Origin of the sequence: Saccharopolyspora indica (assembly GCF_027853965.1) — a bacterium.
Classification (GTDB): Bacteria; Actinomycetota; Actinomycetes; order Mycobacteriales; family Pseudonocardiaceae; genus Saccharopolyspora; species Saccharopolyspora indica.
The window spans coordinates 589,920-604,959 of record NZ_JAQGLB010000001.1 but is presented as its reverse complement, the minus strand read 5'-3'; the positions used below and the strand labels follow the sequence as shown (position 1 = coordinate 604,959).

15 protein-coding genes are annotated in these 15,040 nt (G+C 71.8%); 9 read left to right on the top strand and 6 right to left on the bottom strand.

The window, feature by feature from the left end; translation table 11 throughout:
* Nucleotides 1–3: 3 nt before the first annotated feature.
* The 3 genes from OU416_RS02675 to OU416_RS02665 form a co-directional block, all read right to left on the bottom strand.
* Nucleotides 4–1,215 carry an MFS transporter gene (locus OU416_RS02675; protein WP_270925163.1) on the bottom strand — a complete coding sequence of 404 codons (1,212 nt, stop codon included), beginning with the start codon at nt 1,213–1,215 and terminating at the stop codon, nt 4–6.
* Between the two features lie 72 nt (nt 1,216–1,287).
* On the bottom strand, nt 1,288–2,355 hold the full coding sequence (locus OU416_RS02670; protein ID WP_270925162.1) for a Gfo/Idh/MocA family protein: 1,068 nt from the start codon (nt 2,353–2,355) through the stop codon (nt 1,288–1,290).
* 41 nt (nt 2,356–2,396) lie between these two features.
* Entirely contained in the window at nt 2,397–3,701 is a 1,305-nt protein-coding gene (locus tag OU416_RS02665) for a DegT/DnrJ/EryC1/StrS family aminotransferase (protein ID WP_270925161.1), read from the bottom strand.
* Between the two features lie 407 nt (nt 3,702–4,108).
* Here OU416_RS02665 and OU416_RS02660 point away from each other — a divergent pair, with 407 nt between their 5' ends.
* Nucleotides 4,109–4,678: a dienelactone hydrolase family protein gene (locus tag OU416_RS02660; RefSeq protein ID WP_270925160.1), complete on the top strand. Its 570-nt coding sequence runs from the start codon at nt 4,109–4,111 to the stop codon at nt 4,676–4,678.
* 89 nt (nt 4,679–4,767) lie between these two features.
* A complete protein-coding gene (locus OU416_RS02655; RefSeq protein ID WP_270925159.1) occupies nt 4,768–5,634 on the top strand; it encodes a 3-hydroxyacyl-CoA dehydrogenase family protein in 867 nt (288 codons plus the stop codon).
* Between the two features lie 22 nt (nt 5,635–5,656).
* Here the strand turns inward: OU416_RS02655 and cynR are convergent, their stop codons facing one another.
* Entirely contained in the window at nt 5,657–6,547 is an 891-nt protein-coding gene (gene cynR / locus OU416_RS02650; RefSeq protein ID WP_270925158.1) for a transcriptional regulator CynR, read from the bottom strand.
* Between the two features lie 114 nt (nt 6,548–6,661).
* Between cynR and OU416_RS02645 the strand changes: the two genes are divergently transcribed.
* The 4 genes from OU416_RS02645 (at nt 6,662) to OU416_RS02630 (ending at nt 9,210) form a co-directional block, all read left to right on the top strand.
* Nucleotides 6,662–7,264 carry a carbonic anhydrase gene (locus OU416_RS02645; protein ID WP_270925157.1) on the top strand — a complete coding sequence of 201 codons (603 nt, stop codon included), beginning with the start codon at nt 6,662–6,664 and terminating at the stop codon, nt 7,262–7,264.
* Between the two features lie 45 nt (nt 7,265–7,309).
* Nucleotides 7,310–7,780: a cyanase gene (cynS, locus tag OU416_RS02640; protein WP_270925156.1), complete on the top strand. Its 471-nt coding sequence runs from the start codon at nt 7,310–7,312 to the stop codon at nt 7,778–7,780.
* Between the two features lie 248 nt (nt 7,781–8,028).
* Entirely contained in the window at nt 8,029–8,526 is a 498-nt protein-coding gene (locus OU416_RS02635) for a nucleoside deaminase (protein ID WP_270925155.1), read from the top strand.
* A 96-nt stretch (nt 8,527–8,622) separates the two neighbouring features.
* Nucleotides 8,623–9,210, top strand: coding sequence for an ankyrin repeat domain-containing protein (locus OU416_RS02630; protein ID WP_270925154.1), 588 nt, complete (start codon nt 8,623–8,625; stop codon nt 9,208–9,210).
* On the opposite strand, the gene OU416_RS02625 is transcribed toward OU416_RS02630, so the two are convergent.
* Both OU416_RS02625 and OU416_RS02620 read right to left on the bottom strand, forming a co-directional pair.
* Nucleotides 9,211–10,041 carry a VOC family protein gene (locus OU416_RS02625; RefSeq protein ID WP_270925153.1) on the bottom strand — a complete coding sequence of 277 codons (831 nt, stop codon included), beginning with the start codon at nt 10,039–10,041 and terminating at the stop codon, nt 9,211–9,213.
* A 306-nt stretch (nt 10,042–10,347) separates the two neighbouring features.
* Complete coding sequence (locus tag OU416_RS02620) at nt 10,348–11,646, bottom strand: amidohydrolase family protein (protein WP_270925152.1); 1,299 nt, start codon at nt 11,644–11,646, stop codon at nt 10,348–10,350.
* Nucleotides 11,647–12,210: 564 nt separating this feature from the next.
* On the opposite strand from OU416_RS02620, the gene OU416_RS02615 reads away from it, so the two are divergent.
* From OU416_RS02615 to OU416_RS02605, 3 genes are all read left to right on the top strand, one after another.
* Nucleotides 12,211–13,692, top strand: coding sequence for an NCS1 family nucleobase:cation symporter-1 (locus OU416_RS02615; protein WP_270925151.1), 1,482 nt, complete (start codon nt 12,211–12,213; stop codon nt 13,690–13,692).
* 37 nt (nt 13,693–13,729) lie between these two features.
* Nucleotides 13,730–14,455 (top strand): aspartate/glutamate racemase family protein, encoded by a 726-nt coding sequence (locus tag OU416_RS02610; RefSeq protein WP_270925150.1) that lies wholly within the window; start codon nt 13,730–13,732, stop codon nt 14,453–14,455.
* 83 nt (nt 14,456–14,538) lie between these two features.
* The gene (locus OU416_RS02605) at nt 14,539–15,036 is read left to right on the top strand and encodes a nucleoside deaminase (RefSeq protein ID WP_270925149.1); all 498 of its coding nucleotides are present in this window, start codon (nt 14,539–14,541) and stop codon (nt 15,034–15,036) included.
* Nucleotides 15,037–15,040: the final 4 nt, after the last annotated feature.

Genomic DNA, 15,040 nt, shown 5'->3' with positions numbered 1-15,040 from the left:
CCGTCAGCGGACCGGCGCTGGGGCGGCCCAGTGGTGCTCGGCGCTGAAGATCGACGCCTTGCACACGAAGACGGCCGCGAGCAGTCCCACCACCGCGATCGCGCCGTGCAGACCGAGCAGTGCGGTCAGCCCGGCGATGAGCACGCCTTCGACGGCGATGCCCGTGTAGGCGATGCGGTTGAGCCTGCCGAGCTGCTGCTCCTCGTCATCGGGCGCGCTGCCGTGGCCGACGGCTCCGGTGCAGAACGGGTGCAGGTTCGCCAGACCGAGTCCCGCCACCGCGGCGGAGACCAGCACCGCTCCCGCCGCCGTGCTGAGCAGGACGAGTCCGGCGATGCCCGCGAGCACCAGCCCGCCCATGACCCGGACGAGCACGACCTGGTCGACGCGCGCGGCAACGGTTCCGTAGCCGAGCCGGCCGGCGCACAGCGCGGTGGCGAACGCGGTGAGCCCGAGACCGGCGGTGAGCAGGGAGGCGCCCGAGCCGACGACGAGCACCGCGATCCAGTTCGTCAGGGCGCCTTCCAGCAGGAGGGCGGAGAAGCTCATCGCGGTCAGCCAGCGCAACCGCGCCGGCCAGGCCGTTCTCGCTGCCCGGACACCGCACGGAACTCGGCCGGGTGCGGCCGGGCCCGCGGTGCGCAGTGCTGCCAGGGTGATGGCCGCGACCAGCGGTCCGGCCACCGCGAGGACGGCGAAGCTGTGCGCCAGCGGGATGCGCCCCGCGGTCAGCAGTCCGAAACCCGTTCCGGCGGCGACGCCCACGGCCTGCAACCCCTCCAGCGGCGAGAGCAGGCTGTTGGCGCGGGCTCCGCCGTCCGCCAGCATCCGGAGCTTCTCCAGCCGCACGGCCAGGACGTTCTGCCCGATGTCGACGAGCGCGTTGAACGCGCCCGCAGCCAGCAACCAGAAGCCGAAAGCCGTTGTCCCCGAGGCTGATCCGGCCAGGCAGATGCTGATCACGTAGAGCCCGGCGGCCAGCGGGGCGGCGCGCTGCGCCCGGTAGCGCCGGACGAGCCGGGGTGCGACGAGCATCGTCGCCACGATGCCGATGACGAATCCGGTGCGCGCGAGCCCGAGCTGCGACTCCGACAGGCCCAGAGCCCGCTGGAGTTCCGGCAGCCGCGAGGCCAGCGCGGCGTATCCGAGGCCGTTGAGGAAGAACAGCGACGCCACCGCCAGCACGGCAGGGCGGCGCCAGATCGGGCCTTGCAACTGGTTTCCTCCTTGGTGGGCGTCGCGCAGCGCTCGGCCGGTGCGACCCGGGCCGGGCGGTGCGCGACGCAGTCAGACCGGGATGATCGGGCCCTGCCACGTGGCCGAGGCCTGCGAGGCGGCCATGGCCCGCACCAGCGCCAGCTCGCGCTCCCGCTCCTCGACCGGTGCCGGACCGCTGGCGAGTGCTCGCACGACGTGGTCGAGTTGCAGCAGGTGGCACTGCGCGGTGGTGCGCAGCGGTGGCAGCGCGACGGGGTCGCCGGTGCGCGGGTAGCAGGTGGGCGGATGGGCCGCGGCCCACTGCTCGTCCTGGTGCGTGGGCAGTTCGGCGTGGACGGATCCGCGGGTGCCGTGGATCTCCAGCCAGCAGTCGTCGGACTTGTCCAGGTGCGGCGCGTCGTAGGCCGCATCGATCTGCAGCTCCACCTGGTCGGCGCTGCGGATGGTGAGGCGGGCGACGTCCTCCGTGGACCAGCCGGGGCCGACCTGCCAGTCCCGCGCTTGCACGGTGAGCGGTTCCGGGCCGAGCAGCGGCAGCGCCTGCGACAGCAGGTGCGGGATCAGGTCGCCGCGGACCCCGTGGCCGCGCCGGGCGAGGCTGCGCCGGGACTCGGGGTGACCGGCGCGGCGGAGCCAGCGGGCGTTGATGCAGTGCAGCCGACCGGTGATCCCGTCCCCGATCCAGCCGAGCAGGCCCTCGACCATGAAGCGCCGCTGGTAGGCGACCCCGAGGTAGCGGCCCGCGCGTTCGGCGTGGTCGTACAGGCGCGCGGCCGCCTCGGCGTCGTCGGTCAGCGGCTTCTCGCACAGGACGTGCCACCCGAGGTCGAGGCACCGGGTGACCACTTCGGCGTGGACGGCGTCCGGTGCGCACACGATCGCCAGCCCCGCGCCGCCGCGCGGCGCGGCGAGCGCGCGATCGACGACCGGGATCGCGGGGTAGCGCTGCCGCAGGCGTTCTGCCTTGGTCTCGTCCGGTTCGACCAGCGCGCCGACGGACGTCGCGGGGTGATCGGTGGCGGCTTCGACGTGGCGGGGTGCGACCGCGGACGATCCGCCCACGATGCACACCTGGACCTGGTCGGCCGGGTTCCGGGTCGGGTCGGGGTGCGCTGCGCGGAGTGCGCTTGACGGCATGTCGATCCTCAGCTCACCGGTGATCGGGGTGGACGGCGGCTTCACGCCGCGGTGGTGGATCGCAGGTGCTCGGTGGCCCGCTGGAAGCGGCCGGGGAACGCCTCGTCGAGCAGCGCGGAGTGCTCGAAGGCGATGCTGCCGCGGCGCAGCGCTCGCGCACCGGGCAGCTCGAACCGGCTCGGCTCGACCGCGACGACGAACTCCGGCGACCAGTGGTTGGCGGGATCGGTGTCCGGCCGGTAGAGAGCGCTGTCGTTCAGCGGGTCGTAGAGCGTCGTCACCTCGCAGCCGAGCAGGTGCTGGTACTCGGCGGCCAGCTCCTCAGCGGTGCGGCGGCCGAAGGCGGACGGGTCGAAGAGGGCGAGGGCCTTGTAGGTGATCTGCTGGTCGACGGCGGGTTGCGGGTCCGGCGCGGAGACTCCGTCGATCCGGTCGAGCACGGTCTCGAACTCCCTCAGCACGCGCTGCTTGACCGGCAGCTGATCGCGGTAGAAGCGGCGCAGCTGAGCGCGCAGCAGCGCTGCTTGCAGAGCTCCGAGGCGTTCGTTGCCCGCTTGGAACCGCTGCGATCGACCGACCTGGCGACCGCACGTCACGATCGACACCAGCTGGTCGACCAGACCGGCGTGGCGCGTGGTGACCATGCCGCCTTCCCCGCAGCTGACGGATTTGGAGCCCTGGAAGGACCAGGTGGCCAGGTCGGCGATCGCGCCGGCGGCCCGGCCGCCGATCCGCCCGCCGTGGGCGTGCGCGCAGTCCTCAACGGACACCACGCCGAACTCCTCGCACAGCGCGGCGATCCGCGGCATGTCGACCATCCGGCAGTACAGGTGCGGCAGCACGACGGCGACGATCCCGGGATCCTCGCGCAGCGCCGATTCGATCACCTCGGCGTCGACCACACCGGTGCGGGGATCGACGTCCACCAGCACCGGGACCAGCCCGCGGTCGATCGGCGCCATCGCGCCTGCCTGCCAGGTCAGCCCGGCGACCAGCACCTTCCCGCCCGGCCGCAGCGCACGCCTGCCGGTGCCCGCGGCCAGCACGCTCGCCGCCATCAGCGCGACGACGAGGGCGCGCGTGCCGTTGGCGACCGGGACGGCGTGCTCCAGTCCCTGGTGGGCGGCGAACTCCGCGGCCGCGCGCGCCTGCTCGACGCCCAGCGCCTCGGCGACCGACGGGTCGAGTTCTCCGGCTTCGAGCGGAAGGCCACCGGGATTGTCCGATCCCCACTTGCCCGACGCCACCACCGGCTGCAGGAAGGCCAGTTCCAGCTCGCCCGCCGCGGCGGGCGAGGCACCTGCGCCGCGCTCGGTTCCGGGCGGTTTGCGAACGGCGTTCTTCACAATTCCACTCCTGATCCGCACATTTTCCGAATGGTTGCGAACAACCGGCGCGCGATATCCGCGCAGCGCCCAGAAGTGCGGGTTCCGCCGCGCCGGCCCGAAATTCCGATTTCCCCGACCGAACGCCGCGGCGGTGCGGCACCACGGAACGTACACCCGGCGAATCGCCTGGGTAAACCGGCTGGCGCTGGCGGCACCGGAATGGCCGAACCCGTTGTGATGCACGACATCTCCGGTCCGGAATCAGCCGATGAGCACCGGTCCACATCGCTTAACCGAATTGACCGCGCCCATTCAGCGCGGCGTTCGGATCCGGTTCACATTCGACCGCCCTCCGGGGCTTCCGCGGCCACGGCGCGGTACCTCTCGGAGGTCGGCTCCGGCCGGAGCTGATTGGATGTCCTGCTGTGGACATCCTGCTGCTTCATTCCATGTTCGGGCTGCGACCCGCGGTGCACGCCGCCGCCGACCGGCTGCGCGAGGCCGGTCACGAGGTGCACGTCCCCGACCTGTACGACGGGCGCACCGCGGAGACCGTCGACGAGGGCATGCGCATCCGCGACGAGATCGGCCGCGATGAACTGCTGCGCCGGGCCGTGCACGTCGCCGCGCCGCTCAGCGAGCGGGGGCTGGTCTACGCCGGTTTCTCGCTGGGCGCTGCGCTGGCGCAGAACCTCGCGCTGGCCGACGAGAAGGCCCGCGGCCTGCTGCTCCTGCACGGCACCTCCGACATCGCCGAAGGCGCGACCGTCGACGCGCTGCCGGTGCAGCTGCACGTGGCCGACCCCGATCCCTTCGAGTCGGAGGACTGGCTGAACTCCTGGTACCTGCTGATCCAGCGGGCCGGGGCGGACGTGGAGGTCTTCCGCTACCCCGGGGCCGGGCACCTCTTCACCGACCCGAGCCTGCCCGACCACGACGCCGACGCGGCCCGCAAGACCTGGAGCATCGCGGTGGACTTCCTCGACTCGCTCTGAGCCGCCGCGTCCGGGCGCTCGTCTTGCGGAAGTCCGGGCATCGGCGAAGCTGAAGGGCAGCGCACCCGGACCGGAGGAGGAAGTGGGCCATGCCTTTCACGCTCCCCGCCGACATAGGCGAGCGCCCGGTGGCCGTCATCGGCGCGGGCACCCTCGGCCGCCGCATCGCGATGATGTTCGCCACGCGCGGCGGCCGGGTCCGCATCTCCGATCCCGCGCCGGGGCCCCGTGACGAGGCGCTGGCCTTCATCGGCGAGCACCTGCCCGCGGTCGCCGCGCGGGTGGACGGCGGCACGCCGGGCGAGGTGAGCGCGACCGGCGACGTGGCCGCGGCGGTCGACGGGTGCTGGCTGGTGGTGGAGGCCGTGCCCGAGCGGCTGGACCTGAAGAAGCAGGTCTTCGGTCAGCTCGACCGGCTCGTGGCCGACGACGCCGTCCTCGCCAGCAACTCCTCCTCGTACACCACCAGCCAGTTCATCGACCAGGTCCGCCACCCGGAGCGCGTGGTCAACATGCACTTCTACATGCCGCCGCAGCAACCGGCGGTGGACCTGATGTCCAGCGGCAGCACCGATCGCGCGGTGCTCGACCTCCTGCTGCGCGAACTGCCGGGCTACGGGGTCTTCCCGTTCGAAGCGCACCGGGAGTGCACCGGGTTCATCTTCAACCGCATCTGGGCGGCCATCAAGCGCGAATCGCTGGCCGTGGTGGCCGACGGAGTGTCGACCCCGCAGGACGTCGACCGGATGTGGCAGCTCAACCTGGGCACCGAGGCGGGCCCGTTCCGGATGATGGACCACGTCGGCTTGGACGTGGTGCTGGACATCGAGAACCACTACGCCGCCGAACGTCCCGGGCTGCCCGCCGGTCCCCGCGAGCTCCTGCGGCGCTACGTCGACGCGGGTCACCTGGGCGTCAAGACCGGGCGCGGCTTCTACGACGACTACACCGGCTGACCCCTGGAGGTCCACATCGGACTCACGACGGGCGCGCGGATCGCCGGGCGATGTGGACGAACGCGCGGGAAGCGGCGCTCTGGTAAGCGCTCGCGCGGCGCAGCAGGCAGGCCGTGCGGGTCGGCAGGCCGGGGTCCAGCGAGATCGGGTGCAGCTCGGGGTGCCCCCGGGTGATGGCGTCGGGCAGCACGGTGACCAGGTCGGTCCGCCGGATCATCTCGATCAGCGCGGTGACGGAGTTCGCCTCCACCGCGACCCGCACCCGCGCCCGGTGCTCGGCGAAGTAGGCGTCGATGTGGCCCCGGGTGGCGAAGTCCGCGCTGAGCAGCGCCAGCGGCTGCGCGGCGACCTCCGCCACCGGCAGCGGGCGACGGCGGCGGGCCAGCGGGTGGCGGCGGCCGACGACGAGGCTGAGCGACTCGGTCAGCAGCGCGGCGCTGTCGACGCCCGGCAGGTGATCGCCGCGGAACGCCACGCCCAGGTCGAGCTCGTCGGCGAGCAAGGCGGCTTCGATCCGGTCCTGGGTCATCTCCCGCACGTCCAGGCTGATCCCGGGGTGCGCGGCCCGGAACTCACCGGTCAGCGGCCCGACCAGGTAGGCGGTGAAGGTCGGCGTCACCGCCAGCCGCAGGTGCCCCCGGCTCAGGTCCTGCACGTCGAGCACAGCGCGCTCCCCCGCCGCGAGGTCGCGCAGCACCTCGCGCGCGTGGTGCAGGTAGGTCGCGCCCGCGTCGGTCAGCCGCACCGAGCGGCCGGTCCGGTCGAGCAGCTGCACGCCCAAGGCCTTCTCCAGCTGCTTGACCTGCTGCGACAGCGTCGGCTGGGAGATGTGCAGCTCCTCGGCGGCGCGGGTGAAGTTCGCGTGCTCGGCGACGGCCAGCAGGTAGCGGAGGTGGCGCAGCTCAACGGTCACGCGACCAACCATAGACCAGAGCAATGGTCTTGATGGCAACTGCGTATTGGACGCTATAGCTCCAGTTCAGGCATGGTCGTGGTGTCGATCCACCAGCTACCAGAAGGAGGGGCCGTGCAGCACCTCGTGGACGGCGTCCGCCGGTTCCAGCAGGGCGTCTTCCCCGCCAAGGCCGAGCTCTTCGCCCGGCTGGCCACCGCGCACCGGCCGCGCACGCTGTTCATCGGCTGCTCCGACGCCCGCGTGGTCCCGGAGCTGATCACCCAGCAGGATCCGGGCGAGCTGTTCGTCATCCGCACCGCGGGCAACCTCGTGCCCGCGCACTCCGGTGGGGCCGACGGCGTCGCCGCGAGCATCGAGTACGCCGTCGACGCGCTGGAGGTTTCCGACGTCGTCGTCTGCGGGCATTCCTCGTGCGGCGCGATGACCGCCCTCGCCGAGCGCCAGGACCTCTCCGCGCTGCCCACCACCGCCGCGTGGTTGCGCCACGCCGATGCCTCGCTGGCGCGAGCCGCGGCCGCCGGCGGCAACCACGAGGTCGACGTGCTCGTGCGGCACAACGTGCTCGCCCAGCTGGCGAACCTGGCGACCCATCCGTCCGTCGCCCGCGCCGTCGCGAGCGGCCGGATCGCGCTGCACGGCTGGGTCTTCGACATCGCCACCGGCGTCGTGACCGAGATCGGCCACGACCTGACAGTCCCCGCCCCGGCCGCCTGAGAGCCGCGGCGGTCGTTTCCGCACCAGATTCGAGAGGAAACCAGAATGATCCACGCCCAGTTCGACCCCGCCGCCCGCCAGCAGCTCGCGATCGCCGCCGTCGAGGCCAAGACCCGCAAGGACCTGACGTGGCGGCAGATCGCCGACGCCGCCGGGTACTCCGAGGCGTTCGTGACCGCCGCGCTGCTGGGTCAGCACGCGCTGCCCGCTCCCGCCGCCGAGGCCGTCGCCGAGCTCCTGGGACTCGATGCGGACGCGGCGCTGCTGCTGCAGACGATCCCGACCCGCGGTTCCATCCCGGGCGGCGTCCCGACCGACCCGACCATCTACCGGTTCTACGAGATGCTCCAGGTCTACGGCACGACGCTCAAGGCCCTGGTGCACGAGAAGTTCGGCGACGGCATCATCAGCGCGATCAACTTCCGGCTGGACGTGCGGAAGGTCGTCGACCCCGAGGGCGGCGAGCGCGCCGTGATCACCCTGGACGGCAAGTACCTGCCCACCAAGCCGTTCTGACGGTCTGTCAGCGTAGCCGTCCGCGCTTGTGCAAGCGGCGAAGCCGCTTTGAGTACGCACGCAGCTCGCACCGCCGCGGGTACGGTGGCCCGCCACTGGGTGGCTCCCTGGGCGAGGACGGCCCCTCCGCCGTGTATTCGGTCATACATCAGGAGGGGCACCCGCAGTCCGGGGAAGCACTCAGGTTCCGCCACCCGCACCGCCACGCAGAACAACCACAAACAAGCTCTGAGATTCCTGGAGACGACGTGGACCCCATCCAGCGCACCATCGACCTGGCCCGGCGCAACGTCGCCGAGGGCGGCCGCCCGTTCGCGACCGTCATCGTCAAGGACGGCGAAGTCCTGGCCGAGAGCCCCAACCAGGTGGCGCAGACCGGCGATCCCACCGCGCACGCGGAGATCCTGGCCATCCGGGAGGCGTGCCTGAAGACCGGCAGCGAGCACCTCACCGGCACCACCGTCTACGTGCTCGCCCACCCGTGCCCGATGTGCCTGGGCTCGCTGTACTACTGCAGCCCGGACGAGGTCGTGTTCCTGACCACGCGCGAGGCCTACGAGCCGCACTACGTGGACGACCGCAAGTACTTCGAGCTCGACACCTTCTACGCGGAGTTCGCCAAGGACTGGCGCGACCGGCGGCTGCCGATGCGCCACGAGCACCGCGACGACGCCGTCGAGGTCTACCGGGACTGGCAGCGCCGCAACGGCGGGCAGCGCCGCGTCGCAGGCGCCCCGACCGCCTGACCACCCGTGTGATTCCCTGGCACTCCGGTGCCGTCCGCGCAGCCACCGGTTCCCCCGCCACCGGCGGCTGCGCACCCCGTCGAGGAGAGGACTCCCATGCCCGACCGACGACTCCTGCACGCGGCCACCACCGGCGATCTCGGCGAGGTCCGCGCCGCGCTGGCGGCGGGCGCCGATGCCGGAGCCCGCGACGCGCACCAGCGCACCCCGCTGCTGCTGGCCGTGCTCAGCGACCACGTCGACGTCGCCCGCGAGCTCGTCGCGGCCGGTGCCGACCCGAACGCCCAGGACGACCGCCGGGACAGCCCGTTCCTGGCCACCGGGGTGACCGGCAGCGTCGAGATGCTCCGGGTGCTGCTGCCCGCCGGGCCCGACTTCACCGTGACCAACCGGTTCGGCGGCGTCGCGCTCATCCCCGCCTGCGAGCGCGGCCACGTCGACTACGTCCGGGAAGTGGTGCGCACCGGGATCGACGTCGACCACGTCAACGACCTCGGCTGGACCGGGCTGCTGGAGGCCGTCATCCTCGGCGACGGCACCCGCCCCTACCAGCAGATCGTGCAGATCCTGCTGGATGCCGGAGCCGACCCGTCGCTCCCCGACCGCGACGGCGTGACGGCGCTGCGCCACGCCGAGAACGGCGGTCAGGCGGAGATCACCGACCTCCTGCGCAACGCCGCCTGATCAGTCGTCGTAGGGGTCGTCGTTGCCCGCTGAGCCGTAGTCGGTGGCCTGGGACGGGTCGACGAGCGCGAAGCGCGCACCCAGCGGGTCGCGCAGCACCGCGACGCGGCCGAGGCTGGAGTCGTAGGGGTCCACGCGCACCCGGCCGTGGTGGGCGACCGCCGTGCGCACCATCTCGTCGGTGCCGACCTCCTCGTCCACGCCGAGGTAGACCAGCCAGTGCGCGTGGGCGCCCGGGCTGAGGTGGTCGCGGATCATGCAGACGCGGGCGAGCACCGAATCCCCGCCCAGGTACCAGACCTCGTAGTCGGAGAGGTGGTCGGTGCCGAACTGCTCGCCGGTGTAGCCGAACAGGCCGCCGTAGAAGTGGTCGGCCGCCTGCGCCTTGATGGTGACCAGCTCCGCCCACACCAGGGTGCCCGGCAGGCCGACGTCGAACTGCCACGTCGCGTCCGGCTCCAGCAGGCCGAACTCGTCGTCGGCCGGGGTGGCCAGCACGAGCTTGACGCCCAGCCCCGGCACCCGGCTGCGCGGCACGGTGATCTGCCCGCCCAGCTTGCCCGCCTCGGCCGCGGTGGCCGCGCTGTCGGGCGTGGCCAGGAACAGCCGCCACCGCGTCCGGCCGTCCGCGGACTCGCGGATGCTGGCCACCGGGAACCCGTCCCGGTGCGCGATCACGTGCCTGCCCTCCCGCGGATCGTCGTGCTCCTCGAACTCCCAGCCGAACAGCGTCCCGTAGAAGCCGCAGGCCACGGGGATGTCGGTGGTCACCAGCTCGATCCAGCAGGGCGTTCCGGCAGGGATGCTCAGGCGAGCTCTCTCGACGGACATGTCCGGCCCCCAGCCATCCGGTCAAGATCACGTGTCGGCCCCATTATGCGCCCGAGGTCCGACGACGCACTCCGCCGAAGGGGATCACGATCGGATCAAACACCCGGACAGAGCACCGCTTCCGGAGCAATCGGGCACGAACCCGCCGAACCGGCCAGGCATCCGCGCACCCCGCTCGCCCATGTGCACTGTGGACACTGCTGACGGTGCGGCCGTGCTGGTTCAGCACCCGAGCCGTGAGTGCTTTGGGGTGCTGGGACGCCCCAAAGCACTCACGGGAGCGCGTGCGGACCATGCGCTTCGCGGTCAGGCGGGTTCCACGACCTGACCGGCGCGCACGACGTGGAGCGGAGCCAGCAGGACCGAGAGATCGGTGTGCGGATCGCCGGAGAGGACCACCGCGTCGCCGCTGAAGCCCGGGGCCAGTCGGCCCGCTTCGCGCTCCACGCCGAGCAGGCTCGCCGCGGAGGTCGTCGCGGTGCGGATCGCCTCCAGCGGCGGGAGGCCGGCCTCGTGCATCAGCTGCACCTCCCGGCCGATCGGGTCGACCTCGCCGCCGGAGGAGTCGGTTCCGGCCGCCAGCGGCACGCCGAGCTCGTGGGCCGCGCGCACGGCGTCCTTCAGGATCGGCAGGTAGGTGCGGCCGCGCTCGGCCAGGACCGGGTTCGAGGACTCGGCCAGCCCGGCCATCGCCGTCAGCGTCGGGGTGAAGAAGGTGTTCCGGCGGCGCATCTCCCGCAGCGTCCGCTCGCCGACGTAGACGCCGTGCTCCAGCGAGCGGATGCCCGCGGTCACCGCGTCGTGGCAGCCCTGCTCGCTGTAGCTGTGGCAGAGCACGCCCTTGCCGCGCCGGCCCGCCGCGGAGACGATCTCCGAGAGCTGCTCGTAGGAGTAGACCTGGGTCAGCGGGTCCTGCTCGGGCAGCCCGGCGCGTTCGTTGACCCGGGTCTTGATCACGTCGGCACCGCGCGCCAGGTTCACCTCGACGACGCGGCGCAGCGCCTCCGGCGAGCGGACGCCGTCGGCCAGCCGGGCCAGCGCCGTGAGGTCGGGGTCGGCGAGGACGGTGTCGCCGAGGTCCGGGGTGACGAACACGCCCGCCGCCTTCAACCGCGGAGCCCGTCCGGGCACCTGGCGGGCGAGCTCGCGCACGGCGATGTCCTGGTAGAAGTTCGTGGATCCGCTGCGGGCGCTGGTGGCTCCCTTGCGGACCGCGTCGCTGGCCTCGTCGACGGTGTTGAAGTGGATGTGCGCGTCGACCAGGCCCGGCAGCACCCAGCGACCGCGCGCGTCCAGGCGGGCCGCTCCCGCGGGCACCTCGATGCCGTCGCGGGCCCCGGCCGCGCGGACGATGCCGTCGCGGATGACGACCACGCCGTCCTCGACGACCGCGCCGGTGGCCGGGTCGAGCAGGGTGCCGCCGTCGATGACCAGATCACCAGCCCTCGGCGCCGGGCGCCGGGCGGCGGCCGCCGTGCCGGGCGCGGCCGTCAGCGCGGTGGTGCCCGCCAGCACCGCCGCTGCGGTGAGGACACCTCGGCGGGTGAGGTGGCCGGCGGGCGGCGGAACGGGGTCAACGCACATCGAGCGCTCCTTGCTGTCCATCGTCGGGATTTTCTGTATACCAAATCATGAACCCCAAGCCCAGTTACACGCATGATTCTTCGCCATCAGGATCAGGTTGATCGATTTTGGTATACCGCAACAGGAGCCTCGTCCGGCACACGCGGCCGCACCCGCACCTGATTCGTGGACACCCGGGCCCGCAGCGGTCACCATTCCGGCAGGCGGCCATCGGCGCGATGCCCGGATCGCCCACCCGGAGCCCGCGGGCCGCACTCGCAGCGCTCGAACGAAACCCTTGACGCGCCTGGACCATCGGTCTAGCGTTTTCGAATCATAAACGTATACTTCCGCAATTCGAAATAGAAGTTTCACCAGGTCGCCCCGGCGACTCCCCGCCCAGCGCTGCTGGGCGCCGCGGGACCACCGGTCGCACTCCTCCACCGGAGAAGCCCATGTCCTCCTCGAGCACCACCTCCCCGGCGCGGTACCGCACGCCGAGGACCAGGGCCCAACGCTGAGCGGCACTCCGCACCCACCCCATCCGATGCCCGGCACCAGACAAGGAAGTCGACAGTTGCGCACAGGACACCTGGAGGCCGCCCGATGACCGCCACGGACAACGGCTCCGCCGTGGAGGCGCCCACCACCACGAGCTCCCGGCTCTACACCTACGACCTGGCGCCCACGAAGAAGGAGGGGCGCCGCTGGGGCGCCTACAACGTCTTCACGCTCTGGGGCAACGACGTGCACAGCCTCGGCAACTACGCCTTCGCGATCGGGCTGTTCGCGCTCGGGCTGAACGTGTGGGGCATCCTGGCCGCCTTCGTGCTCGCCTCGCTGCTGCTGTTCCTGCTGCTGACGCTGTCCGGCTACATGGGGCACAAGACGGGCGTGCCGTTCCCGGTCATGAGCCGGATCGCCTTCGGCACCAAGGGCGCGCAGATCCCGGCCGCCGTCCGCGGCATCGTGGCCATCGCCTGGTTCGGCATCCAGACCTACCTGGCCTCCGAGGTGCTGAGCACCCTGCTGGTGGCGATGTTCCCGTCGATGCAGGCGCTGGAGGAGCAGTCGTTCCTCGGGCTCTCGGCGCTCGGCTGGATCACCTTCCTGGCGCTGTGGCTGGTCCAGGTGCTCATCGCCAGCTACGGCATGCACGTGATCCGCAAGTACATGGCGGTCGCGGCGCCGACCATCCTGATCACGATGACCGCGCTGGCGATCTGGATGTTCGTCCGCGCCGGCGGCGAGATCGCGCTGTCGAACGCGCAGCCGTTCACCGGCGGCGAGATGTGGCTGCAGATCCTGCAGGGCGCCGCGCTCTGGGTGGTCATCTACGGGACGTTCGTGCTGAACTTCTGCGACTTCACCCGCTCGGCCAAGAGCCGCCAGTCGATCAACCGCGGCAACCTGATCGGCATCCCGGTCAACATGCTGTTCTTCGCCGTCATCGTGGTGGTGCTCAGCGGCGCGCAGTTCAAGCTCGACGGCAAGGTCATCACCAGCCCGACCGACATCGTGCAGACCATCCCCAACATGGTGCTGCTGGCCGCCGCCTCGCTCGCGCTGATCATGCTGACCATCGCGGTGAACCTGCTGGCCAACTTCGTGGCGCCGATCTACGTGCTGGTCAACCTGTTCCCGCGGCAGCTGAACTTCCGCAAGGCCGCGCTGGTGAGCGCGATCATCGGACTGGTCATCCTGCCGTGGAACCTCTACAACGACCCGGTCGTGGTGAACTACTTCCTGGGCGGCCTCGGCGCGCTGCTCGGCCCGCTGTTCGGCGTGATCATGGCCGACTACTGGCTGATCCGGAAGACCCGGGTGAACGTCCCGGCGCTCTACAGCGAGGACGCGCACTCCGACTACCACTACAGCCGCGGGTACAACCCGAAGGCGATCTGGGCGTTCATCCCGTCCGCGGCGATCGCGGTCGCGGTGGCGCTGGTCCCCGCGTTCAGCGCGGCCGCCGGGTTCTCCTGGTTCATCGGCGCCATCCTCGGCGCCGCCATCTACGCCGTGATCGCCGACCGCGATCCCGAAGCCTCCGATGTGGACGGCGAGTCGATCGCGGTGGCCGCCGAGTGAAGCACCGGCAGGCGAGTTCCCCGAAGAAGGTTGGACGATGCGCATTCTGGTCGTGAACGTCAACACCACCGCCGCCATCACCGATGCCATCGGTGCGCAGGCCGCCGGTGCGGCGTCTCCCGGCACCGAGATCGTGGCCCTCACCCCGGCCTTCGGCGCCGAGTCGGTGGAGGGCAACTACGAGAGCTACCTGGCCGCGATCGCGGTGATGGAGACGGTGCGGGCCTACCCGGAGCCGTTCGACGCCATCATCCAGGCCGGCTACGGCGAGCACGGCCGGGAGGGGCTGCAGGAGCTGTTCGACGTCCCGGTCGTGGACATCACCGAAGCCGCCGCGAGCACCGCGCAGTTCCTCGGTCGCACCTACTCGGTGGTGACCAGCCTGGACCGCACGGTCCCGCTGATCGAGGAGCGGCTGCACGTCGGCGGGCTCAGCGCGCGCTGCGCGTCGGTGCGCGCCAGCGGCATGGCCGTGCTGGACCTCGAACGCGACCCGGACGCCGCGGTGGAGGCGATCGCCGAGCAGGCGGCGCGCGCCGTCGCCGACGACCGGGCGGAGGTCATCTGCCTGGGCTGCGGCGGCATGTCCGGGCTCGCCGAGCGAGTGGTCGAGCGCACCGGGGTACCCGTCGTGGACGGGGTGACGGCCGCGGTGACCATCGCCGAATCGCTCGTCCGCCTGGGCCTGCGCACCTCGAAGGTCCGCACCTACGCCGCGCCGCGGCCGAAGCGGATGCTGAACTGGCCGCCGCGGCTGGGCTGAGGACCGGTGGTGGCGGGGCCGTGCTCCGCCACCACCGGCCCGCCAGCCGGAAATGGTATACCAAAAGTGGTAGGCTGGTCGGCATGAACGAACCGCAGACCATCAGCGAGCAGGACCGATCGCACCTGCGGCGGTGCGTCGAGCTCGCCCGCGAAGCCCTGGTGGACGGCGACGAGCCGTTCGGCTCGGTGCTCGTCGACGCGACCGGTTCGGTGCGCTTCGAAGACCGCAACCGGGTCAAGGGCGGCGACGCCACCCGGCACCCCGAGTTCGAGATCGCGCGCTGGGCGGCCGCGAACCTCTCCCCCGCCGAGCGCCGCGAGAGCACCGTCTACACCTCCGGCGAGCACTGCCCGATGTGCAGCGCCGCGCACGCCTGGGTCGGGCTCGGGCGCATCGTCTACGCGACGAGCACCGAGCAGCTGACCGCCTGGCACCGCGAGTGGGAGCTGCCCGCCGGGCCGGTGGCGGCGCTGCCGGTCAACGCGATCGCACCGGAGATCCCGGTCGCCGGGCCCGTCCCGGAGCTGGCCGACGAGGTCCGCGAGCTGCACGCCCGCAGGCACGGCATCGACCGGTAGCCCG